The organism is Bacillus sp. FSL W8-0920 (genome assembly GCF_038593215.1).
Classification (GTDB): Bacteria; Bacillota; Bacilli; order Bacillales; family Bacillaceae; genus Bacillus; species Bacillus pumilus.
Genome location: NZ_CP151974.1, coordinates 361,636 through 387,560, shown reverse-complemented (window position 1 = coordinate 387,560; position 25,925 = coordinate 361,636). Strand labels below are relative to the sequence as shown.

General features: G+C 43.2%; 15 protein-coding genes and 1 riboswitch. Of the genes, 5 read left to right on the top strand and 10 right to left on the bottom strand.

From position 1 onward, the window contains the following. Positions 1-15: 15 nt before the first annotated feature. The 7 genes from NSS78_RS02025 to NSS78_RS01995 form a co-directional block, all read right to left on the bottom strand. The gene (locus NSS78_RS02025; RefSeq protein WP_327840401.1) at positions 16-10,722 is read right to left on the bottom strand and encodes a non-ribosomal peptide synthetase; all 10,707 of its coding nucleotides are present in this window, start codon (positions 10,720-10,722) and stop codon (positions 16-18) included. Positions 10,723-10,867: 145 nt separating this feature from the next. Then, a riboswitch (cyclic di-GMP riboswitch) is annotated at positions 10,868-10,960 on the bottom strand. A gap of 370 nt (positions 10,961-11,330) precedes the next feature. Further along, entirely contained in the window at positions 11,331-12,134 is an 804-nt protein-coding gene (locus NSS78_RS02020) for an ABC transporter permease (RefSeq protein ID WP_003214190.1), read from the bottom strand. Next, positions 12,127-12,996 carry an ABC transporter permease gene (locus NSS78_RS02015; RefSeq protein WP_137055264.1) on the bottom strand — a complete coding sequence of 290 codons (870 nt, stop codon included), beginning with the start codon at positions 12,994-12,996 and terminating at the stop codon, positions 12,127-12,129. The genes NSS78_RS02020 and NSS78_RS02015 overlap by 8 nt, the downstream gene beginning before the upstream one ends. Beyond that, positions 12,996-14,087, bottom strand: coding sequence for an ABC transporter ATP-binding protein (locus tag NSS78_RS02010; RefSeq protein WP_137055262.1), 1,092 nt, complete (start codon positions 14,085-14,087; stop codon positions 12,996-12,998). Before NSS78_RS02010 ends, NSS78_RS02015 begins: the two co-directional genes overlap by 1 nt. Before the next feature lie 8 nt (positions 14,088-14,095). After that, positions 14,096-15,181, bottom strand: coding sequence for an ABC transporter substrate-binding protein (locus NSS78_RS02005; RefSeq protein ID WP_003214282.1), 1,086 nt, complete (start codon positions 15,179-15,181; stop codon positions 14,096-14,098). Continuing rightward, positions 15,178-17,163 (bottom strand): hydantoinase B/oxoprolinase family protein, encoded by a 1,986-nt coding sequence (locus NSS78_RS02000; protein WP_342468277.1) that lies wholly within the window; start codon positions 17,161-17,163, stop codon positions 15,178-15,180. Before NSS78_RS02000 ends, NSS78_RS02005 begins: the two co-directional genes overlap by 4 nt. Then, positions 17,153-19,222 (bottom strand): hydantoinase/oxoprolinase family protein, encoded by a 2,070-nt coding sequence (locus NSS78_RS01995; RefSeq protein WP_342468276.1) that lies wholly within the window; start codon positions 19,220-19,222, stop codon positions 17,153-17,155. Before NSS78_RS01995 ends, NSS78_RS02000 begins: the two co-directional genes overlap by 11 nt. 367 nt (positions 19,223-19,589) lie before the next feature. Between NSS78_RS01995 and NSS78_RS01990 the strand changes: the two genes are divergently transcribed. From NSS78_RS01990 to NSS78_RS01980, 3 genes are all read left to right on the top strand, one after another. After that, a complete protein-coding gene (locus NSS78_RS01990; RefSeq protein ID WP_003214307.1) occupies positions 19,590-20,018 on the top strand; it encodes a NucA/NucB deoxyribonuclease domain-containing protein in 429 nt (142 codons plus the stop codon). 126 nt (positions 20,019-20,144) lie between these two features. Next, positions 20,145-21,842, top strand: coding sequence for a methyl-accepting chemotaxis protein (locus tag NSS78_RS01985; protein ID WP_342468275.1), 1,698 nt, complete (start codon positions 20,145-20,147; stop codon positions 21,840-21,842). Between the two features lie 120 nt (positions 21,843-21,962). Continuing rightward, positions 21,963-22,349 (top strand): competence protein ComJ, encoded by a 387-nt coding sequence (locus NSS78_RS01980; protein WP_268459597.1) that lies wholly within the window; start codon positions 21,963-21,965, stop codon positions 22,347-22,349. Position 22,350: 1 nt separating this feature from the next. On the opposite strand, the gene NSS78_RS01975 is transcribed toward NSS78_RS01980, so the two are convergent. Both NSS78_RS01975 and NSS78_RS01970 read right to left on the bottom strand, forming a co-directional pair. Then, positions 22,351-23,157 carry an AAC(3) family N-acetyltransferase gene (locus tag NSS78_RS01975; RefSeq protein WP_137055254.1) on the bottom strand — a complete coding sequence of 269 codons (807 nt, stop codon included), beginning with the start codon at positions 23,155-23,157 and terminating at the stop codon, positions 22,351-22,353. A gap of 29 nt (positions 23,158-23,186) precedes the next feature. After that, a complete protein-coding gene (locus tag NSS78_RS01970; RefSeq protein WP_003214483.1) occupies positions 23,187-23,603 on the bottom strand; it encodes a winged helix-turn-helix transcriptional regulator in 417 nt (138 codons plus the stop codon). 115 nt (positions 23,604-23,718) lie between these two features. On the opposite strand from NSS78_RS01970, the gene NSS78_RS01965 reads away from it, so the two are divergent. Beyond that, on the top strand, positions 23,719-24,483 hold the full coding sequence (locus NSS78_RS01965; RefSeq protein ID WP_342468274.1) for an MBL fold metallo-hydrolase: 765 nt from the start codon (positions 23,719-23,721) through the stop codon (positions 24,481-24,483). Positions 24,484-24,532: 49 nt separating this feature from the next. Here NSS78_RS01965 and NSS78_RS01960 read toward each other — a convergent pair whose 3' ends face one another. Continuing rightward, entirely contained in the window at positions 24,533-24,862 is a 330-nt protein-coding gene (locus NSS78_RS01960) for a YckD family protein (RefSeq protein ID WP_050943461.1), read from the bottom strand. Positions 24,863-25,041: 179 nt separating this feature from the next. Between NSS78_RS01960 and NSS78_RS01955 the strand changes: the two genes are divergently transcribed. Further along, positions 25,042-25,914 (top strand): transporter substrate-binding domain-containing protein, encoded by an 873-nt coding sequence (locus NSS78_RS01955; RefSeq protein ID WP_050943239.1) that lies wholly within the window; start codon positions 25,042-25,044, stop codon positions 25,912-25,914. Positions 25,915-25,925: the final 11 nt, after the last annotated feature.

Below are 25,925 nucleotides of genomic sequence, written 5' to 3'. Positions count from 1 at the left end.
CACCTCTTCGTTTGCTTAAAATATATCCATTAGCTTTTCAAGTTCATCCATCGTGAGATCTTCATCCCCTACATCACTAGGTGTCATCTGGGTTTCCTCCTGTGATACGCAATGTGAGATCAGCGCCTTCACATTCTTTTCAAGAAGGTCCTTGAATTGTTCCATCGTACGTTCTTCAAATTCAAGATGATGATAAGAAATCGTCACATGGAGCATGGCTTGTTCGACGAAACCAACAATATCAATTGCATGAGGTTTCTCTGATTCAGGACTCAGCGATTGTCCTGGATGCCACGTTGAGCGGCTTAACTCACCGCTGATCTGTTCATCAAACTGACCAAGATAGTTAAAGCTGATATGTGGCGCGAGCTCAAATGAGATATCGTCCTTCATCTTGTCAGGGGTTAAATATTTTAATATGCCATAGCCGACTCCCTTGTTCGGGATGTGCCTGAGTTCCTCTTTTAAATGCTTGATCTGATAAGAAAGATCGTCTGCATGCGACATATCCAGTAACACAGGATACATACTTGTAAACCAGCCAATCGTCCGTGATACATTGACCGCAGGGAGGATGTTCTCTCTTCCGTGTCCTTCAAGATGAATAAAGTGTCTGTCTTCACCAGTCCACTCTTTCATGGACAATCCGAGTGCTGTCAGCAAAATATCATTGATGTCTGTTTGATATGCTTCATGTACATCTGTCAGCAGACTGCGCGTTTCCTCCTCAGACAATGTAAAACGAATGGTCTGTGTATGAAGCATCCGCTGATCCTCCGTCACATGATCCTTTTGAAGCGGTGTAACAGAATGCGCAAGTACCTTTTTCCAATAAGCTCTTTCCGACAGCAACTCATCTGACATCGCGTATTCCGTAAGCTTCTGGGCATATTCTTGGAAAGAGTGTGTTTTTTCAGGAAGTGTCAGGATTTCCCCGCGCTTCGACTGTTCATAAAGAGCCATAAAATCTTCAAGGAAAATACGCCATGACACACCATCGATGACAAGATGATGTACAGCGAGCAGTAAATGATCCCCTTGATCCGTTCGGAAAATGGCTGGCTTTACTAAAGGTCCTTCCGCTAGCGATATACTCGCCTGCACTTCATTTGCCAGGTTTTCTACCTGCTGGATTTGCTGCGACAGTTCCCCTTGTACTTCTACCACATCAACAGCCACCAAATTTTCTTCGATTTTTCGATGACGCTGGATTACGCGTCCTTCTTCAAGCGGATACACCATTCGCAATGCATCATGATGGATCATGAGCTGCTCCAACACTTGCTGAACGATGGTTTCATCCAAGCCATTTGGCGCTTGGAGCATAACCGATTGGTTCCAATGGTGCTGATTCGTAAAGTTCCGTTCAAAGAACCAGCGCTGAATTGGTGTGAAAATAACTTCTCCTTCGACAGGTGATTGGTCGGCTGTCAGTTGATCAGCTTCTTCGATATATGGGCGCAGCTCGGCAATGGTTGGGTACTGAAATAATAGCTTCATATCAAGCTTCCAGCCCGCTTGTGTGAGCCTGCTTGCCATTTGAATGCCTTTAATCGAGTCTCCGCCAAGGAAGAAGAAGTGATCGTGAATGCCGACTTGGCTGACGCCAAGCACGTCTTCCCAAATGCCGCATAGTAGTGTTTCCACTTCGTCTCTTGGCGCTTCGTATGCTGTTTGGTTCGCTTCCATATCAGGTGCTGGCAATGCTTTTAGATCGACTTTGCCATTTGCCGTCATCGGCAGTTGGTCAAGCTTAATGATCCAAGAAGGCACCATATAGTCTGGCAACGTGCGTTTTAAGCTTTCTTTTAAGTCTTCTGTTTCATTCTCCGTGATGACATATGCGGCAAGGGCATCCTGTTCACTGGCATCTTTGACCGTTGTCACGACTGCTTCTTTGACTGAATTCAGTTCAAGAAGCTGAGCTTCAATTTCTGACAGCTCAATCCGGAAGCCGCGGATGTTGACCTGATGATCTTTTCTGCCGAGATAAATCAGCTCGCCATCCTCTGTCCATTTCACTAAATCGCCTGTCAGGTACATGCGCTCACCTAAATAAAATGGATCTGGGACAAATCGTTTGTTGGTTTCCTCTGGAAGATTCCAGTACCCTCTTGCCAGTCCTTTTCCTGCGATCACAAGCTCACCCGGTACGCCTGGCGGCGAGAGGTCATATAACGAACCCATAATGTAAAAACGGGTATTGGCAATCGCTGTTCCAATCGGAAGCGTGCCTTGATCTGGATCGATGATCCCGCTTGTCGCCACGACGGTGTTTTCTGTCGGACCGTAGTTATTAACGAGTTGATATGGAACTGGTTTTACCTGTTTCAGCTTGTCTCCTCCTGTTAGTAAGTAACGCAAGGAGTGATTGTCCATCGACATAAACTGCTCGCATAGCTGAGTTGGCAGGAATGCAATGGTGATATTTTCGTCATTGAAATACGCATTGAGCTTGATCATATCGAGACGAATCGCTTCATCAATGATGTGCAGCTCTGCGCCGGCAATCCATGTCGGGAACATTTCCCAAATAGAGGCATCAAAGCCAAAGCCGGCATATTTGGCGGTTCGGTCCGCGTTTGTCACTTGGAAGGCATCATTGTGCCAGAACGCAAGATTGACAAGAGAATGGTGCTCAACCATGACACCTTTCGGCTGTCCTGTCGTTCCAGATGTGTAAATCATATAGGCGAGATCTGTTGGTTTGACATGAACCTGAATTTCTTGCGCTTCGCCTTCTAACGCATCCTCTATCAACAGGACATGACCTGCAAAGGAAGTTGGTGCAGTTAATCCTTTTTGCATGAGAAGCACCTCTGCCCCGCAGTCTTCCAGCATGTAGGCAATACGCTGATCCGGATAATCCGCATCAATTGGAACGAATGCCGCACCTGACTTCAGGACGCCAAGGACGGCTGCCGTCATATCAAGGGACGGGCGAGTCAGAATACCGACACGATCTCCTCGTTTTATGCCCCTTGAGATAAGTCTTGAAGCGACTCTATTCGCCCGATTGTTCAGCTCTTCATACGTCCAGCTCGTTCCGCAGAAGGTCGCCGCTTTTTGATGAGGTGCTTCAAATGCCTTAGCCTCGATCAGTTCATGAACCGTTTGATCTGACGGAACGTCTAGGACAGGACCTGACCATTCGTTGAGCATTTTTTGCTGCTGCTTCGGTGATAATAGCTGCATTTGATCTAGCGATTGTTCTGGCGCTGATACCATTTGTTCTAATAAATGAAGGAAAAACTCCTTCCACTTTTCAATCGACGACTGTTGAAAGATAGAAGTATTAAAATCGAACACAAGCTCAATGTGATCAGCCGATTCGTTTCCAGTTAAGGTCAAATCAAATTTGGCGATATTCTCTTCGAATGGCTCCGGAACAATATGAAGTCCATCCATCGTTAAATTACGGATATCCGCATTTTCCATCGAGAACACCACATCAAAGATTGGATGACGGCTAGTGTCTCGAACCGCTTGTACTCGGTCTACCAATTCTTCAAATGGGTACAACTGATGCTCATTTGCCTCTAACACAAGCTGATGAACATTTGACGCAAATTCTGCGGCTGTCAGATGTCCTGCTGGCTTTGTTCTAAGTGCCAGCGTGTTCACAAACATACCAATGACAGATTGAATATCAGGATGAGTTCTGCCTACAATCGGCGAACCGATGATGATATCTTCTTGTCTTGATAGCTTGCTTAAAAGGGTACTGTAGCAAGTGAGTAGCACTGTATACGTCGTACTGTTGAGTGCTCTGACCAGCTCATCCAATTTCGCTTTAAGCGGCCCATTGATTGTAAATGAGACACGATCTCCTGCGAATGTTTGCACTTTTGGTCTTGGCAGATCTTCTGGGAGTGCCAGTACAGGCAGTTCTCCTTCTAATTGCTCCAGCCAAAACGCCTCTTCAGCTCTTTTTTGTGCAGCAAACGTCTCGCTTTTTGACCAAACCGCATAATCCTTATATTGAACAGGTAATTCCTCTAGCTTGTCTCCTCGATACAAGGCTGAAAGCTCTTCAATTAAAATGCCCACAGATGCACCATCTGAAATGATATGATGCATATCAATCAGTAAATAATGGACATTTACGGAAGCAGAAACTAGACCTACTCTGAGTAGAGGCGCCTTTTCTATATCAAAAGGACGGATAAAATCATTCATCAATTCCTGTATGTCTCTTCCGTTCCCTTCGATTGTCTCAATGTCTACGGAGATGTTTGGTTCAATCCGTTGAACAGGTTCATTCTGAACAAAATCAAAGCTCGTTCGGAATGCTTCATGACGATGGACAAGCTGTTCAATCGCTTTTTTAAATCGTTTTTCATCAAAAGCACCTTCTAGCTTTAAAGCAGCCGGCATATGATAGCTTTGCTCCGCATCGGTCATTTTCTCCAATACAAACAGTCTTTTCTGAGCAGATGTCACTGGATAATAGGCCGCTTCTTCTGCGATATCCACTCGCTTGATCTCCGTTTGATCCGCTTGATCAACCGCCAAGGCAAACGCCTCTAATGTCGGGGATTCAAATAAAGACTTCAAAGTGAGCTCCACATGCATCTCTTCATACAGCTTGTTCAGCATTTTCATGCCGCGTAGCGAATGGCCGCCGCATTCAAAGAAATGATCGTTCCTGCCGATTCGCGGCACTTCAAGAACTTCCTCCCAAATGCGCGCTACGTGATGCTCTGTTTCGGTTTGAGGAGGGAAATACTCATTTATCCCCTGCTCACTTAGGTCAGGCACCGGCAACGCTCGCCTATCTACCTTGCCGTTATTCGTAAGCGGAAGCTCGTCTAATTGCATGAAGAATGACGGCATCATATACACAGGCAGTTCACGTCCTGCTTGCTCGCGCAAATCAGTTAATGAGACGGATCCTTCGGCTGTAAAATATGCACATAATGTGTCATTTGGGGCTGCAATGACGACGGCTTCCTTTAATTGCGGATGGCGCAGCAGCTGATGCTCAATTTCTCCAAGTTCAATACGCTGACCACGAATCTTCACTTGATGATCGATTCGTCCAATGAATTCAATCTCTCCATTTGACAGCCAGCGGGCAAGATCACCCGTTTTATACATGACCTCACCAGGGCAGAATGGATTTTCCACGAATTTTTCACTTGTGAGTTTTGGCTGCCCATAATATCCTTTTACCAGTCCATCACCAGCGACACATAGCTCTCCTGCTACACCTGGCGGTTGCAGCTGTCCAAATTCATCTACAATATAAACAGCCGTTTGACTCACTGGCTTTCCGATTGGAATGGATAACGCCTGCTCCTCAATGTGATTCACTGGATAATACGTAGTGAAAATCGTACTTTCAGAAGGACCGTACATATGAACAAGCTTGCCTTCCCCTACCGTTTCAAGTGCAGTCATGACATGAGGTACGGAAGCACGTTCTCCGCCAAATAGAACTTTTCTGACGTTCTTTAGGCTGTCTTTTTTCATATCGATAAGTAAGTGAAAAAGAGCTGTCGTGATCATTAAAATACTGACTTTCTCCTTCTCAATCGCTCCAGAAAGCTCATTCATGTTTAAGATATGATCCTTTGGCAGAACAATCAGTTTCGCACCGTTTAATAAAGCACCAAACACATCGAACATAAATGCATCAAATACATAGTTTGATAGGCTCATCACCGTGTCTTCATGATGAATGGCAAGATAATTTGATTGCTTCACTGTTCTCAAAATGTTCCGGTGTGTCACCATATTTCCTTTAGGTTTTCCAGTTGTACCAGATGTATAGGTCAAATTCGCCAAATCCTCTGGCAATACCCGAATGTCTATATTGCTGTCTGATTGCTGAACAATTCCACGATCTTCTGTTTCGATGATGGTTCCCTCGAAAGAAGCAAGCACCAAACGATGGCGCAGCACTTGATGTGTCAGTAAGAATTGTGCACCGCTGTCTGTTAAAAAGTGCTTCACGCGTTCATCAGGGAAATCAGGATCAATTGGTACATAGACGCCGCCCGCCTTAAGTACAGCTAGAACAGAGAGTACCATCTCATTAGACCGTTCAAAGAATAAGGCTGCTTTCATCCCTCTTTCAAACCCATGTTCACGTAAATAATGAGCCAGCTGATTCACACGGTCATTTAGTTCTTGGTAAGAAAGAATCACACCTTCACATTGGAGGGCAGACTTATGACCGTGCGCCTGCACCTGTGCTTCAAACTGCGTCACAATGGTTTCTTCTGACGGATAAGGCGTCGGTAACGGATTCCACAGATTCAGTTGAGCTTCTGCTTCTTGTTCAGACAGTAATCGATAAGATCGAATTGCCTCCTCCGGCGCTTGAACCATCTGCTTCAGCAAATACATATAATGATGAAGCATCTGCTCGGCTGTACTTCGTTTAAATAGCGCCGTACTGTAATCGAGGACAAAGGATAACCCTTGATCTGACTCCATCGCTTGCAGCGTTAAATCAAACTTTGCAATATGGAAATTGGTTTCTTCGATTTCAACTTGCATTTCTCCTATATGCTGGGCTGATTCATGATCTGGCATGAGTGTAAAAACGGTATCGAATAATGGATGACGGCTAAAATCCCTTGGCACATTCAGTTTTTCAAGCAGTCGTTCAAATGGATATTGCTGATGCTCAAATGCATGCATCGTCTTTTCCTTCACTTGCTCGATCAACTGCGACATGGTTCCATTCGGATCAACCTCGGACCGCAAAGCAAGTGTCTGGACAAACATGCCAATCATGTCATCCAAGTCTGCATGCACACGCCCCGCCGCCGGTGTTCCAACCACGAATTCCTTTTGACCCGTGTACTTCGCAAGCAATGTATAGTAAGCAGAAAGCAGAACCGTATACAGTGTCGTATGGTGTTTTGCCGCTAGCTCCTGTAATTGCCGCTTTAACGTTTCATTGATTTCTTTGATCACACGATCCCCTGCAAACGACTGGACCGCTGGGCGCTGATAATCGGTCAGCAGCTGTAAAGCAGGAAGATCACCCGAAAATTCCTGCAGCCAGAATGCTTCTTCTTTTTGAAAATCTTGTTGTTCTTGCCAAACAGCATAGTCCTGATATTGAAGCTTCAATGGGTCTTTGACCGATCCCTCGTAAGCATCTGACAGCTCACGCAGCATCAAATCAATCGAAAGACCATCTGAGATCAGGTGATGCATATCGAAAAAGAGCAGGTGCTCCTGATCATCTAATGACTTCAGGCCAATGCGAAGAAGTGGTGCACACCCAAGGTCAAAGGGTCTGACAAATTGCTGCATATTTTCTTCCATCGTACCGCCTGTTAGCTGCTCTATTTGAAAAGGCACGGATGGAGCTACCCGTTGACGCGGAACACCTTTCAACGTATGAAAAGACGTACGCAGCATATCATGACGTGTGATGAGTTTTTCAAAGGCTTCCGTCAGCTTCTCTTGATGCAGCGTTCCTTTTAACCTCACAACAGCTGGCATATGGTATGCAGTGCTTTGCTCTAATTGACTCACCATATAAACGCGCTGCTGTGGAGGTGACAATGGGTAATGGTCTAAGGCAGGTGCTTTAGGTATCACCGTTTCAGAAGATGTTTCCGCTTGCTCAATGTAGGCAGCCAAAGCGGCAATGGTCTGCTGTTCAAATAAAACGGACAGCGGCACCTCCACCTGAAAATCTCGCTGCACATGTGTGAGTACAGTCATTGCTTTCAGTGAATGCCCCCCTCGTTCGAAGAAGGAATCATATATACCAATCTTCTCTTGACCAAGAATTTCTTCCCACAAACGTACAAGCTTCGTTTCGAGACCGTTTCTAGGCGCAGCATAAACAGCTTGAACGGCTTTATCACCTTTTAAGGCAGCAAGCGCACGACGATCAACTTTGCCGCTGACTGTGAGTGGAAATGCATCGAGCTCTTTGAAATAGAGCGGCATCATGTAAGCTGGTAGCTGATGTTTGATAGCGGCTTGAAGTATGTCAACTGACACATTTTCATGACGAGCTTGATAGTAAGCACTTAACGCCTTTCCCCCGTCCGCTTCTTCGACAACAAGTACGACAGCTTGATCCACTCCATCTACCTGCTCCATCACTGCTTCAATTTCGCCTGTTTCTATGCGGTAACCCCTTATTTTCACTTGATCATCCATTCTGCCAAGATAATCAATTGTGCCATCAGGAAGCCATCTGACTAGATCCCCTGTTCGATACATCTGCTCATCTGGAGAAAATGGATCTGCCGTAAATACTTTCTCCGTCAATTCAGGCTGATTCACATAGCCTCGTCCAACACCTATCCCTGCAACGCACAGTTCTCCAGCAGCCCCCTGTACCTGTAATTGATCATGGTCATTTAAAATGTAAAGACGGTGATGACCGAGCGGCTTTCCGATTGACACATAACGCTGCTGTTCAGAGGATTCGCGCAGCTCACTTAGTTCTAGGCGATGAACCGCCGCATCGACACACGTCTCAGTCGGACCATACACATTCCACAAAGTAAAATCAGGCTCACTCATCCGAACCGCTTCGATAAGAGAATATGCTGCTTTCGCAGGCAATGCTTCTCCCCCAACTAACATATGCCTCAAGGACAGCCCATCTAATTCCGCTGCAAGTAAAAGCTGCACATGCGCCGGTGTTCCGTCCGCTGCCTCAATTTGATGTTTTTTATAATAAGCCGCTAATTGAACACCATTTCTCGTTGTTTCTCGCGGGATGATATGAAGCGTATGCCCAAATAATAGCGCAGCAAAGATTTGTTTCACCGATGCATCAAAATGGAATGGTGCAAGAAGCGCCATTTGAAGCTCACTCGCCTCTTCATAAATCTCATGATGCAAGGCATGGACCAAATGATGCAGCTGAAGATGCTCAATCATGACGCCCTTCGGCTTTCCAGTCGTCCCCGATGTATAAATCATATAAGCCAAATCCTCTGGTACCGACTGATCTACAAGCTGAGGCAACAGTTCATCATCTAATGCGATTTGCTGCTGCACGACCATTTTTTCCGAGAGAGCACGGTATGTTGAAACGAACGATTCCTCTGTTAACACAATGGAAGCACCAGAATCCTCCACAATATATTGAATACGCTCCTCAGGTAATGCCGGATCAATCGGTACATACGCCCCGCCAGCCTTTAATATGCCGAAGATCGCCACCATAGCCTCTGCCTTTCGATCCATTAGAACAGCAACAGGCACATCACGCGAGACACCTTTCATTTGTAAAAAACGCGCCAGCTTTTCTGCCTTTTGAAACAGTTCTCCATAAGTAAATGCTCCATTTTCTGCTACAACAGCTGTTCGCTTTGCATACTTATTGGCTGTCTCATCAAACAGATGGTGAACCGGCTTTTCAGCTGGCTTTTCAAAAGGTTTTCTCTCAGATAATTGAAGCAGTTCCTTTTGTTCATCTGGTGGAAGTAAAGGGAGTTTCCCGATCAGTTGATCAGGCTGGGAGACCGCCGCTTCTAGTATGATTAAGAATCGATCAAACATCTGACTGATTTCTTCTTCGGTGAATACATCTGTACGGTAGTCCAAATCAATGGTCAATGTATCTGTATCCCAGCGGTCCTTTACATGAATGGAAATATCATTCATTCCGCTCCCGCTAAAAATCGGTTCAGTAATAAAAGACAGATTCTCTTTTTTCTGCCACTGCATGACCTGGTATTCTAAAGAAATATCAAAAAGGCGTCCTGTAAACCCTTCTCTTTCTCGCAAATCATTCATGAGAAGATTGTAAGGGTACTTTTGGTGACGCAAGATCTTCATTTGATCCGCCATGACCTGTTTGACGAAATCAAGAAATGATTGCGACCCCTGAACAGATGCACGCATCGGAATGGTGGAAACAAACATACCAATCATCTTCTTTTCTTTGGCGTTTGTTCGGTTGCCCATAAAGGTTCCAAGAACAACATCCCCCATGCCGCTAAAACGATGTAAATATACATAAACAGTGGACATAAACATCGAGAGCATACTGACTTTCTGCTCCTCACAAAACGCACGAAGTTTCTCCTTCAAAGAATCTGGAATATCCCCTGAAAATCGCTCCGCATGTAAACTCATCTCGTATCCCTTATGCGGTTTTAAAGAAGCGAAATCTGGAATATTGGCAAATTGCTCATTCCAAAAAGCTTGGTCTTTTTGAAATCGTTTAGAAGTTTCATAGCTTTGCTCACTCATGATATGGTCAACGAAGGAAATCTCCTCAACCGGTGAGATGTCTACCCCGTGCAGCATGTCCTGGTATAAGTCGATGATGCGATTTCCCATTAAGATAATGGAGATGCCATCCGCCACAATATGATGTGCTTTACAAAACAGCCAGCACTCTTGATCACTGATTTGAAAGACTGTAAATTCAATCAAGGGGCTGTCAATCAACGGCATCGGCTCACGGATTTGCTCATTCGCCCAAGCCCTCACTTTTTCTTCACCCCAGCCCTTTTCCATGCGAATCGGCTGTTCTTCATAAGGCTTGATATATTGAACAGGCTCCTCCTGCTCATGTCGATACACCAGCCTCAACCGAAGGGAGTCAGTTTGGCGAATGTACGCTTGAAGCACGTCAACGACCAAAGATGGATCTAAACCTGATACCGATCTCAATCTGGCGAATCCACCCAAATTAGAAATACTTGTACCTGGATAAAATCTTTCCGTGTAGAATACTCGCTTTTGCGCATGTGTTAAGGGGTAATATACTGTATTCATTTTCATCCTCCGCCTCTTCTATGTTTTCTCCACCAATGTGACACCCAGCACCCTCTATATCAAAAGAACCAAGTCTATTTCATTAAAATAGACAGAATACGGAAAGAAGCCCACCCCGAATAAAACGGAGGGACTCCCATTTTGATTCGGTAACCTGGCGACCTTAGTAAAAAAGCAACATTTACCTTAGGACATGGCTTTGCGTCTCTACGTTTCCATAGATTTGCCTTTTTCTTCTTTTCTTTTTAAATATTTTCTATATTACGTCCACTTTATATGAAATTATTGTTTTTTTCACCGAAAAATGGGTGTAAAGATTCATGCGTTATGCCGAATGAATCACATAATAATTTACGATATTTACCGAAAATAACTAATAATAGTTGCGTTCAACCGAAAAGAATCGACTAAATACCGCAAAAATTTCATGTTTTCCCTTAAATTTTGCAAATATGACCGAAAATGTAGGATAGAGGTCTCCTTCCACCCTCCACAATTTCTTAAATCTTAAGAACTATATTCCCTAAAAAATTGAAAATATTTACCGTAAAAACAACACAAAAAGAGCTGCCATTTCAAATGACAGCTCCCTTGTTTCTTCATTATATTTACATCACCTTAGACAGGCCAATTGTTTTTTCAATAATGAGCAACGCAATGATAGAAATGATAATAAATATGACAGATATCGCATTGACACTCGGATCAAAGGTTTGCTCAATGTAATTAAACGTCCTGACGGGAATCGTAATCGTTTGGGGAGAGGAAACGAACAAACTGATCGATATTTCCCCAAATGACGTCACGGCAGAAAATACCCCACCTGCAATAATTCCTGGCTTTATCAAAGGCAGCGTCACTCGAAAGAATGTGCGAATGGGTCCTGCGCCAAGATTCATTGAAGCTAGCTCAAGCCGCGGATCCAAATTCGAGACACTGACACCTACTGTTCGAACCACATAGGGAAAGCCAATGATGACATGACCTATGACAAGCGCCCACAAAGATCCCGTAAACCCCATAGCCGTAAACAAATAGAGCATGGCAATCCCTAACACTACTTGAGGAATCATAAGAGGTGACAAAATGAAGGCTTGAATCGCCTCTTTTCCCTTAAAGGAAAGCCTTGCTAAAGCATACGAAGCCATCGTGCCTAAAAGAACCGTGAGAGGCGTTACGATGAATAGCAAAATCACACTGATACGCAGAGACTCCATCCATTCTGGATTCGACACGACCTCTTGAAACCAACGAACAGAGAACGAAGTCGGCGGAAATTCAGGAAAGGCATTTGGACTAAAAGCAGATAGGACAATGACAAGAACAGGTATGGTCAAAAAGAGATAAACCAATGACCCAGCAGTCCAAATCAGGATGGAAAGCAAGCGATCACCTAATGATTTTTTACGCATGCATCCTCGCCTCCCAGCGCTTCAATAGATAGCTTAATAAACTGACCACCACAAGCACACAAACCAATAACGTAAAGGACATCGCTGCAGCAAGAGGCAAGTTATATACCTGCATGACCTGCTGATAAATAGACAGCGGTAGCAGCGGCTGCATTCTTCCGCCGACTAAGAGCGGAGTGATATAGCTCCCAGCCGCCAGCGAAAAGACAATAATAGCCCCAGTCACCATCCCTGGAATGGTCAATGGAAAGGTCACATGAAAGAAGGTTCGAATTCGTCCAGCTCCTAGACTCATAGAAGCCGATCGTAAATGACGGTCAATATCAGTTAAGCTCGTCGCGATAGGCAGCACTGCAAAAGGCAGCATGACCTGAACATAAGCAATAATCACCGCATTCATATTCCACAGCATAGAGAGCGGCTTCTCAATCACATGTAAATCTAATAACATGCCATTGATCAGACCATTTTGTGAAAGAAGGACAATCCATGCAAATGTCCGAATCACAACGCTTGTCAAAAGCGGCGAGACAAGTAAGATATAGAAAAATGCCCGCAGACGCGGATGAGGTGCCTTGACGAGCACGTATGCCGCAGGGTATGCCATCAATAAACAAATCACCGTTGTCTGTAAGGCTACCCACACTGTACTTCCAATCGCCTTCACATACGCATCTGTCGTGAACACATGAATATATTGAGAAAAGCTATACGTTTGTAATGTGTTCATCATTGAATCCACATCACGAAAACTGAGCACGAACATCATCACAAGCGGCGCTAGAAGAAATACAACAAGAAACAAACACGCCGGCAGCAGCATGAACCAATGAAATCGCTGATTCTTTTTCTTGATACGCATCACGTATGCACCTTCGAATCTAGGAAAACGATATCTTCAGGCTGCCAATTGATATGAATAGCTTCTCCAGCTTTCGGCAGCTCTGGAAATGCTGCATCAGAAGCATGAACAATCATTTCACCGCTATCGAGCCCCACCACCAAACGTAATGAGTGACCAATATAACTGACATCAGTCAGCACACCTGATACATGGTTGGACTGAATGTCTTCCCGCTCAGAAGATATGTTGATTCTTTCCGGACGGAGCATGAGTAAATGCTTCTCCTTCTTCTCTTGGTGTGCCGCTGCCTTTAATTGAACTTCCTGCCCGTTTGACTGGATTAAATGAGGAACGATAAATGCAGCTTTCGCTTCATCATAGACCGCCTCAAATAGGTTCACTTGTCCGATAAATTCAGCAACAAATCGATTGTTCGGCTGGCGGTACACCTCTAAAGGCGTCCCAATCTGCTGGATTTTCCCCTCTCCTAAAATCCCAACCCGATCAGAAAGACTTAATGCTTCCTCTTGATCATGGGTCACGAGAATGGTGGTAATTCCGACATTCCTTTGAATATTTCGAAGCTCTGTCTGCATATTTTTTCTTAGTTTTGCATCTAGGTTGCTGAGCGGTTCATCAAGAAGAAGAACAGATGGCTGAATCGCAAGCGCCCTTGCAATCGCTACCCGCTGCTGCTGTCCACCACTTAATTGATGCGGCATACGTTTCGCAAACGCTTCTAATTGCACAAGAGACAAACTCTCCATTACCTTCTCTTTAATTTCTGCCTTCTTTTTCTTTTGAACCTTTAACCCATACGCCACATTATCAAATACAGTCAGATGCGGAAAGAGTGCATAGCTTTGAAAAACCATACCCGTTTTTCTTTGATAAGGCGGTAAATTCGTCACATTCTGATCACCAACATAGACGACACCTTTTGTTGGCTCTAAAAAACCGCCAATGATGTTTAATAACGTTGATTTCCCGCAGCCACTAGGACCAAGAAGGGAGAAAAACTCTCCCTCATTCACCGTAAGACTGACATCGTTAAGAGCAATCTGCTCGCCGAAATGCTGGCTAATATGTTCTAAATGGATTCCACTCATACGATCACCTATTTTCCTCCGCCTAATACTTCGTTCCATCGATTTGTCCAATTGCCCAGCTCCGAAGTTGCTGTTTCGTAATCTACCCAAGTCAGCTTGCTATAATAATTCTCTCCAACCTTGACCTTCCCCTTAATCTTGTCACCGTATTTCACATCAGAATTCGACATGCCATAATAAGATACTGCCGAGAAAGCCTCTTGAGCTTCTTTTCCACTTAAATAGTTTAATAGTTTGTAAGCCGCTTCTTCATGCTGACTTCCCTTCGTTAAAGCCCAGCTCGCAACTGCTGCAACAGCGCCTTCTTTCGGATATGAGAAACCAATATTCATTCCTTCTTCTTCAAGTGCAAATGCTCGTCCATCCCAATATGGAACTGCTGCGACGTCACCACGTTCTAACAAGGTTTGAATAGACCCTGGATTGTCTGGAAAAGCAGCTACATGCCCTTTTAATTGCGAAAGGCTTTTAAAGGCTTTATCAATATCCTTAGGATTTGATTCTGTCCCCCCTTGAGCATGGACAAGCGCAGAGAAAAATTGCAGCCCGGCTGAATAAGTCGGGGATGAAATCGCTACCTTCCCTTTTAGCTGACTGCTCCATAGGTCTGTCCAGCTGTTTGGTTCCTGCTTTACGAGGTCTTTTCTATAAGCAATTCCAAGCTGACCCATACTAAAGCCTGCTGCATATTGTTTTCCATCAACAGTGAGCTTCTTTTGGACAGAACGGTAAAGTTTTTTGACATTTGGTGCTTGATCTTCATCGATAGGTGCAAGAACGTTTGCTGCAATGCCTCTTTGAATCGTATCAGGCTGTAAAATAAGCAGGTCATACGGTGGATTTTTACCATTTGACGCTTTTAATTTTGTAAACCATTCAGAATCCGCACCAGAGACGGTTTGGACTTTAATTCCCGTATCTTTTTCAAACTTTTCGAGGATCGGTTTGATATTCTTTTCCCAATCGCCTCCGTATACGCCAACGATTACAGTCTGCTGCTGTTTACCTTGATCCTGTCCATTCCCACCACAAGCTGTCAGCAGTAGAATCATTGACAGAACACCTGCAAAAATAGTGATTAATCTTCTTTTCATGATTCATTTCCCCCTTTTTGTCCATCCATATGACGAAGTGCTTGAATAATATCTTTCTTTGTTAACGGCTCATTTCTATGACTGAAATATTGATGAACTGCATGTTTATAATGTGTACGTTCATTGGCTGGGTAGGAACGCAGCCGCACAGCAAGCTCGCTGCTGGCTTCATCCGTCCATACTTTCTCATAAGCTTCTCTGTGTTCTCCAACATCCCACATGATATTAGCAGGATGATTACCCTTTTCACGAAGCAGATTCGTTTGCTCCTCATCAATCTTCCATTCATTTTGGTCTACATACACTTTAACGCCATATTGCTGCAGCGCTCTTTCTTCACTTAATAAACCTGCTTCCACTTCATGAAGGACTTTTTCTTTCTCTCTTGCAAATGGATTTCCCCAGCCGCCTCCACTTGGTGATATCAATTGCACAATTTCGCCTTTTTCAAGACGTAGAACATCTATTTTCGGCTGGTCTTGTTTTTCACCTTTTGCTGTGACTAGCTTGACCTCACCGATAGCTCCCGCGCGGCCGCCCATTAGCCCCCAAGGCTGAAACTTCATCCGTTCCATCCCTCGTGCGGTCACCATGGATTCAGGCTTGATCATTTCAAATTCCAAACCAATCGCATGTCCGCCTCTGTTTTCTCCTACTCCGCCTGTGTTTGGCAAAAGCTCATATCGGTGAACATGAATATCAATATGCTGTTCTAAACTCTCAATGGGTGTATTTTTCAAAAAGCCAGACGAATGATCAATACCATCTACTCCATCCGTTCCATTTTGAGCACCGCCGCCTCCGCCTAATGGTTCGACAACAGACATTTTCCTGCCACCTGTTTGATTATCAGGAACGGAGAGAACAACAATAGCTGATTGACCTGCACCTGCTGCCGGCACCGCCTCAGGTAACAGCTTACCAATGGCGCCTAGCACGACATTGAACAGCCGCATCGTAATTGAATGCCGAATACCAACAGAAGCCGGGTATTCTGGATGCACTAACGTCCCTTTAGGTGAAATCACTTCAATCGGATATGTGATTCCGCCATTAATCGGTATAAAGGGATCTTTACTAATAATGTAATTAATCAATCCTTGATATAGGAAGGAATGCTTCTGACCATTGGTGACAAGGTTAAAAGCTGTTTTCACTTGCGGGTCACACTCAGAAAAATCAAGTGTCAGCCGCTTTCCTTTCACCGTTAACTTGATTTTCAACCGGATCGGCACATCCGAGATCATATCATCATCTAAATAATCAGCGAATTCACTCGTTCCGTCCGGAATGGCTTCAATGACCTTTCCTGCACGAACCTCAGATTGTTTCAGGAGGTCCATCATTCCTTGTTTCACTTCATTTATTCCAAATTTCCCGATCATTTCTTTTAACCGAATTTCTGCTGTATTTACTGCAGCAATCATTGCATTGATATCCCCATCATTTAAATGACTGGCTCGGCTGTTGGCTCTTAAAAAAGTACGAACGACCTGATTCTCTTTTCCGCCTTCATAAATTTTCACTGGCGGTATTCTTAATCCTTCTTGATGAACATCTGTCGCTGTCGGTGAAATACTTGAGGGCACAAGTCCGCCCACATCACTTACATGAACAAAAGACCAAGCATAGCTGACAATTTCACCATCTACGAAAATCGGCTTAATGATATGGACATCTGGCAGGTGAGTTGCTAAACCATCTGTCGTATAAGGGTCATTTGTGATGATAATATCTCCTGGCTGCATCGGTCCGCTCTCTTCAATCGCCTTTTTAAGACTCAGCCCTAAAAAGATCGTGACACCCACTGTCTTCGGATAAACAAAGAAATCTCCAGAAGGCGTGGCTAACGCTGTCGCAAAGTCAGCTGATTCTTTGACGAAAGTCGTAAAAGACGTCCGCTCAATGACATGTCCCATGCCAGATGCAATTGCATTAAAATAACTACGCATCATCTCAAGCTTTGCTGGATCAGTTCTCATGTAAAGCCGCCTCCCTTGAAATCACCAAGTTCCCTGATTGATCAATGCTGCCTGCCCAATTTGGCAGAATCAATGTTGTCGTATCATCCTGCTCAATGATGGCAGGTCCATTAATGACAGAGCCTACTGACAAAGTATCTCTGTAATAAATAGCTGCTTCATATTCTTTTTCTTCCATAAAGATTCGCCTAAATTCATGTGGCTTCAAAGATTGTCCGCTGCTTTCATGAACAGTTGTGAAAGGCAGCGGCGGCGTCTCGCCTATGACTCGAACTCGTAAATGAGTAAACTCGATGTTCGCCTGATCATCTCTATGACCATATTGACGCTGATGTAGTTTGTGAAAGGCTTCAATGAGTTGATGGATATCTTGTTCTTGCTTCAGCCATTCAGCTGATAATGGTAATTCAATCTCAAAGGCTTGTCCTTGATAACGTGCATCTGCCAATAATAGAGTGGATGTCTGTTTAATATGCTGAATGTTCTGCTGACTGAACCAATCAGTCGCTTTTCGAGAAAGCATCTCATAATCTTTTTTTAGTTGATCTATCGAGTAGTCTTGTAAACATATTTTCTTCGACAGTACCGCATCATGAATAAAGTCTGCGTTCAGGGCACCTAATGCACATAATGTTCCTGGACTTGGAGGAACGACCACGTTTTTCGCATGAATTTCTCGCGCAAGGAAATTCGCTACAACCGGTCCTGCTCCGCCAAACGCTAGTAAACTAAAATCTCTTGGGTCAAACCCTTGCTGCTCCATGACATTGCTTAATTCTGTGTACATATTGGCGACAGCTACTTGAATCAGCTGGTCAGCCGCTTCTTCTACCGTTTTGTTGAGCTGATCAGCAATTGGCTGAAAGGCCTTTTCCGCCGCGGACAGCTGTAGTTGTAAATGTCCTCCGGCAAAACGCTCTTGATTGAGATAACCACATATGAGGAACGCGTCAGTTAAGGCGGCTTTCATTCCCTTTCCATACGAAGCTGGTCCCGGCTGTGAGCCAACTGATTCTGGTCCTGCTTTGAGAAGCCCTCCCTGATCAATCCATGCAACAGAACCCCCGCCTGCCCCTATTGAATACATCGCAACAGATGGAAGAATGATCGGAAAACCTGAAAGCTGATTTGACTGAGCCATTGTAGGCTGTCCATTTTGAATAATGGAGATATCTGCACTCGTCCCCCCCACATCAAACGTGATCAGATTGGATTCGTTTGCAGCGGCTGCAATTCTTGCCGCACCAATGACACCAGCTGCCGGACCAGAAAAAAGTGTTTTAACAGGTGAAGTTGCTGCACTTTCTGCATCCATTAAACCACCATTTGATTGTGTAATGTATGGAGAAATTGGTACACCTTCTTCTTTCAAACGGCTTTTCAATGTTTGTAAATACTGTTTCACCCTTGGTTGGATATACAAATTGACAACAGACATCACAGTACGCTCGTATTCTCTCATTTGGGGCCATAATTCAGATGAAGTAAGGACTTCTAATTGCGGATAATGGTGTTTGATATAGGCTTTTGCCTGTAATTCATGAACTGGATTTTGATAGCTATGTAAAAAAGAAATGACAATACCTGCTAGCCCTTTAGACATGACCTGCTGGACAGCCTGATCTAATTGCTGCAGATGGAGAGGTTTTTTGATCGTACCATCGTGTATCAATCTTTCAGAGATTGGATATACATGCTTTCGTGGTATCAATGGTTCTGGCAAACGAGAATTGAAGTCATAAGGAATGGGTAATCGTAAACGCTGTAGTGACAATATGTCTTGAAAGCCTTCCGTCACAAAAAGGGCCAAATCTGCTCCTTTTCTCTGCAATAATGTATTAAGACCGATTGTCATGCCATGTACGAGATATTGGATTTTAGCTAAATCAACACCTCTCTCTTTTAGAAGTTTTAGCCCATTGATAATTCCCTGAGCTGGGTCGTCAGTCACTGTGGGTGTTTTGAGTTCAGTTAGCGCCCCTGTTGCTTCATTCATCAGCGATAAGTCAGTAAATGTTCCGCCTATGTCTATGCCAAGCCGATAAGAGACATCCGCCATTTGTACTTCCCTCCTACAATGTAAATAGAACGATATTTTGATAAATTACGACATTTTTTGATATTTGACTCCATATTATTAAAGCATATCGGTCTAGTCAATTTTATTTTTTTAAAATTTCTGTGTGTTAAATTCTTGAAATTAGCCCAAAAAGCAGTGATAAAGCCATTTTGATAAAGCATAATCTTTTTATGAACTGAAAAATTAAAATTTTTATGAATTTTTACAAATGTGAAAAGCAAGAAAACGGATAAAAACCGTTTTTCGAACTTTAAAAGGCGTTTTTTCAAAACCAGGAGAAATTGGTAAGTAATTCTGCTATACTTCTGTTTACAAAATACGCAAACAAGAAAGAGAGCTAGCATCTATGAAACTTCTTAAAATCATTCTCTTGCTTTTACTGATCGTCGTTGGTGTAGCAACAGGCTATATTCAGCTGGAGCAAAGTAAACAAGAGACGACGAATTCATCTTATGACAAGACCATTCACTTCCCATCAGAACGTTACCCTGAAACCGCGAAGCACATAGAAGAGGCAATTGATGAAGGGCATTCATCCGTATGCACGATTGACCGTAAACATAGCGATGAACAAAGAGAACAATCACTTCATGGCATCCCAACAAAGCGCGGGTATGATCGGGACGAATGGCCGATGGCGATGTGTAAGGAAGGAGGAACAGGAGCTTCAGTCAAATATATTAGTCCTTCAGATAATAGAGGAGCCGGCTCATGGGTCGGTCATCAATTATCGGATGATCCTGACGGCACAAGAATACAATTTATCATCGATTAACGCCATTTCCCTTTTCTATCTAAAAAAATTTCCTCGTAACTGCATTCAGGTATTTCAAACATTTTTTTCATGCCGATAATCCTTAAGGAGGTTTATCCTACCTTATACCTAAAGGAGTCAAAAAGCATGAAGAAAAAGGGAAAACTGAGGCTTGGTGCCAAAATTTTGCTGATCTTTTTAAGTGTCATCATCATCTTTTCAGCAATTGTTGGTTATGTGGTGAATCGCGAAATGACAGAAAACATCAAGCACATGGCCACTGAAAAAGCAAAAGGTGATTTAAAGCTAGGCTATGCCTACCTAGATGAAAAAGTAGCAGGCTCGTGGCAGATAAAAGATGGAAAGCTTTACAAAGGGAATACCCAAATCAATGATCATGATACATTGGTCGACCATTTAGCAGAATACACTGATGATACCGTCACAATTTTCCAAGGAAATACCCGTGTCGCAACAAATGTCATGTTAAACGGAAAACGAGCTGTCGGTACACAAGTTTCACCAGAAGTGAAGGCCACTGTATTAGATAAAGGTGAAAACTATTACGGCACAGCAAATGTTGCAGGGAAAGACTACCAAACGGCTTATATGCCGATCAAAAATGATGCAGGCGAAACGATCGGTATTTTTTATACTGGCGCCAACCAAAGCATGATTTCACAAATGCTTCAGTCATTCTACATTCAATTTTTCATAGTTCTGTTGTTAAGCCTAATCGTTGCTGTGATCATTATTTCTATTTTCACAAAGCGGATTCAAACCCGTCTCAAGCGTATGGCTTCTGCCATTAAAAGTGCAGGTGAAGGAAATTTAACCATCAATGTGACAGATACAGCAGGCGACGAACTGTCTGATCTGGCTGATCATTTCAATAAAATGCGGGAAAAACTAAATCACACCATTCTTAATGTGATGAACACGTCTGAATTAGTGGCAACCTCATCTGAACAGCTGTCAGCTAGTGCAGAAGAAACAAGTGCAGCATCCGAAAAAATCACCCATAGTATTCAGGAAGTCGCTCAATCATCAGAAGAACAGTCAGCTCAAATGACAACAAGTGAGCACACGATGATTCAAGTATCTAACGAGTTGGCAAACATCACGGAAAATGCGGGGCAAATGGCTTCAAGAAGTCAATTTGCACAAGAAATCGCCCTAAAAGGTGTACAGAATATTGGGGAAGTAAACTCACAAATGACATCTATTGCAAAATCAATAGAGGAAAATGGGACAGCCATTCAAGCATTAGAAACACGTTCGGCTGAAATTGATCATATTTCCCATGTTATTACAGACATCGCTAACCAGACCAACCTGCTTGCTCTTAACGCAGCAATTGAAGCAGCACGAGCAGGCGAGCATGGGAAAGGATTTGCAGTTGTCGCAGACGAAGTAAGAAAGCTCGCTGAAGAATCTCAATCATCATCAAATATGATTTCCCATCTCATTTCTGAAATCCAAAAAGAGATGACTCATTCAACTAATGCGATTAAACAAGTAAAAGAGGAAGCGGCTCAAGGGACTGTACTTATTTCTCATACAGAAGAATCATTTATTGATATTCAGCAGTCAATGAGAGAAATGGCAGATGGTATCAAGCATTTATCTAGTGCATCACAAAAAATCGCAGCTTATACAAACGATGCGAAACGATCCTTTGCCACTATTACAGAAGGGGTTAAACTAACAAGTGAACATTCACAGCAAGTAGCCGGTTTAACAGAAGAACAATTTGCCGCAATGGAAGAAGTAACTGCTTCATCAGAAGCTCTTGCCCATTTAGCAGGAGATTTAAAAGCAATGGTTTCACAATTTCACATCTAGATTCCTCATATAGAAGCGCAAGACGGCGACAATCGTCTTGCTGCCTAACATTCTCTTCAAGAATCACTCTTTCAACCATTCACATTCCAACGAAAATCTATATATAAAGGAGTTTTTTAAATGAATAACTTAAACCAAGCCTATTCCCTATCTATCTCCTATCACCAAATCACCGTATACACCGGAAGCAAAACACCACCTGTGATTGACTGGTCAGATGATGACATTCTTCAAGGTTTCGCCATAGGAGATCACGGTGTATCCTTTGAAGGGGTCAACAACGGAAAAGCATCTGTTACCGTAACTTTAAATAGCAATATGCCCCCAGCTTCGGCTGATGGAACGATCACAGTGCCTTTTACGCATGCAAGCGATCAAGTTTATATCACAAGCGTCATGGCTCAGGTGCTGTCTTTCCCTATTCCAAAGGGAGACTATCAGCTCACCTGCTATACTTCACAGCAGGCTGATCAAGACCTTTATCATATGAATTTCCAAACGGTATAGGTCACGACTGATCGTACAAATCAAGCCACTTTTCCGCAAAGTCTACCGATTCTCTCACCGGTAATAAATATGAACTGGCAAGCCCGATTTGACCGTGATGATGAGTGCCTCCTGATAGAAGAAAGTCACGGCCGATCTGCTCAAATAGTTCTTCTCTTGTGATAATATCTTGGTATTCTTTCCATACCCTCCATCCATTTTCTAAGATGGGAGCTCCTCTTGTCATGAGGTCTTGCTGAGGGATGCGATATTCAGCCAGATGGAAAGCTGTCAGACTTTCAAAAGACGTACCAATCAGCAGCACCTGAGCCTGAACATCATACATGCGGGCTAGAGGCGAATGTTCTCCTAATCCAAAAGAAAGTGCGTGGTGTTTCAGAAGCTCATGTTTCTTTTTCCCCCAGGCCGTGAATGAAAAATGAGGATGATTGCTTCTCGCCACGCCCGGGTATTTCCAAAACGTTTCCGCTACCTTTCCCATTGCTGTTGGCATCGAGTAAGCTGGATCAAATGCAGGCATCGTGTCTTTGATTGATTTCCACCATGAAAAAGGAACAGGCGGATCGATCCAATCAGCGGGCTCAGAAAGCTCTAACGTTTGTGCCGGCATGATTAGTGTCCCCTCTTCTGTTAAGGTTTCCATCAATGCTTGTATGAGGGCAACAGCGCCTCCGTTTACCCATCCAATAGATGATAAAGATGAGTGAACACATAAAATCATGCCTTTTTTCACACCAAGTTGAACCAAGTCTGCTTTGATTTTTTCCTTTGTCACCGGTTCAGCTTGATTTTCGATTAATTTTTTCATCGTTTCCTTATCCTCCTGCGTCTCTTTTCTTACTGCTGAATGAGACGCTTAACCGCAATAGACAGTTTATAATTTGCGTAATTTGTCAGCTCCGTTAAAAACAGATCCAGTTCATCATGACTGGAGAAATGACCTTCAGCCATATAACAGCCCTCACCACTTATTTTAAATAAATTCTTGATCTCTTCCTGTCGGTCGAGAAAGGACAGAAGCGGTTCGTGATGATGACTGCGGGTATAGAGCTGCATAAATGTTTGAATGGTCTTTTGCGTCCGCCAGTCAATCGAAATGGTATATGCTTCAATCACACCCTCTTCTTCAAGCTTTAACACACGATTTGCAACAGCTTGACCCGTTAAATGAACTTTTTCACCTAGCGCTTTCATAGTTAATCGGCTGTTTTTTGAGAGCTCTTTTAATATATCCAAATCGGTTTGGTCTAACATTGGCTCACCTCTTTCAAAAATCAAGTCCTTCTGATGAAAGACTTTCATTACCCTCTGTCACATGGAACTCTTTTAATATACTGTAAACTTAAGCAGAAAAAAAGGAGGCCTTTTCATGAAAATCACACTCATTCGGAATGCTACTTTCTACCTTGAATATGGTCAGGCAACTTTCTTCATTGATCCCTTTTTAGCAGCAAAAGGAACATATCCACCGTTTCCTCATACAGCCAATCAACATTTGAACAATCCGATTGTTGATTTGCCTGTAAACATTGACATAGACAACATGCTACACCCAGATGCTGTCTTACTCACTCATTTGCACGTGGATCACTTTGATGACGAGGCGAAACAAAAATTAGACCAAGACCAACCCATTTATACGCAATCGGATAATGACAAAAAAGAAGTTGAAGAGGCTGGTTTCCAGCATGTCACATGCATTGAAGATGAAATAGACATTTATGGTGTTCATATTCAGCGGACAGGTGGACAGCATGGGACAGGAGAAATTGCAAAGCAGATGGGACAGGTCAGCGGTTTTATTTTCTCTCACCCTGATGAACCTACCCTTTACATTGCAGGTGATACCATTTGGTGTGATGAGCCGAAGGAGGTTATCAATACTTGCAAGCCAGATGTTATTGTGGTCAATAGCGGAGCTGCTCAATTTTTAGAAGGCGATCCGATTACGATGACGAAGGAAGACATTTTAGACGTTCACCGTTCTCACCCAACTGCACAAATTGTCGCTACTCACCTTGAGGCAGTGAATCATTGCTTACTAACAAGAGCCTCTTTACAAGCTTACATTCAGGAGCATCAAGCAGCACAAGCCATTTTTGTCCCAAACGATGGTGAAAGTCTCTCCTTCTGAATAGATTGATAAACAATAAAAAACCGGCACCTCGCTGCCGGTTTCATCCTTATGGTCGATGGTGCTGTGGTTTTTTCAGCAATGGCACAAATCCGTTGTTTTTCAAATGATTGTAATGCTCATCCATCCGTTTCGTAATATGTGTACCTTGTTCCTTTGTTAACACACCATATTGGACGTACTTCTCAATCACTTCTTTTCGTTTAGAAAGAATTTGCTGCTCAAGCGTTTCAATTTGTTTTTGTTGTTCTGTCGTTAGTTTTACTTGATGCGTTACTGGACGCTTTTCCATTTGGGGTGTTTCTCCATGAGCTGTTTCCATATAAAAACCAGACAACAGCATCATCGATAATATGATCAATCCACTTATTCTTTTCATCATTTTATTCCCTCCTTTATTCGCATTTATTTTGTGCGCACTTTCCTTTTTTATACATATTCCATCACACAAATTGCACATAATATTCTTACTTTTTCGCTTTTCTTCTGAAAACGTTGTCCTAACAGAAAAAGCGTGCTATGTTTTGTTTTGTATAAAAAATAGAGGAGGATTCTTAAATGAGTCGTTTTTATCATAGAAAATCGATCTGGGTAATGCTTGTTGTGTCTGCTTTCATACTTGTCTTGTCTGCTTGCAGTCAATCAGGCTCTTCTCAGTCTGGAGATTCAAAGTGGGATGAGATTCAAAAGAAAGGGAAAATCGTGGTTGCTACTTCAGGCACCCTTTATCCAACGTCATATCATGATACCGCTAATGGCAAGGATCAATTGACTGGTTATGAAGTGGAAGTGGTCAAAGAAGCATTTAAACGCCTTGATGTGAAAGTAGAATTTAAAGAAATGGGCTATGATGGCATGCTGAGCGCCATTAATTCTGGTCAAGTGGATGCCGCTGCAAATGACATTGACATCACAGATGACAGAAAAGATAAGTTCGCCTTTTCAACTCCTTATAAATATTCTTATGGCACGGCGATCGTAAGAAAAGATGATTTGTCTGGCATTAAAACGTTAAAAGATTTAAAAGGAAAGAAAGCAGCTGGTGCTGCCACAACGATTTACATGGATGTCGCTCGCAAGTACGGTGCGAAGGAAGTCATTTATGATAATGCGACAAACGAGCAATACTTAAAGGATGTCGCTAACGGTCGTACAGATGTCATTCTAAATGATTATTACTTGCAGACACTAGCTCTAGCTGCATTCCCGAAATTAAATATTACGATTCACCCTGACTTAAAATACATGCCAAACGAACAAGGGTTTGTGATGAAGAAAGACAACACAGAGCTTCAAAAAGAATTAAATCGTGTCTTAAAAGAAATGAAAAAAGACGGAACCATGAAAAAGATTTCCGAAAAATTCTTTAATCATGCAGACGTCTCAAAGAAAATAAATGCTGATGTCGAAGATGTCGACATTTCTAAATAAGGAGCCGCAAG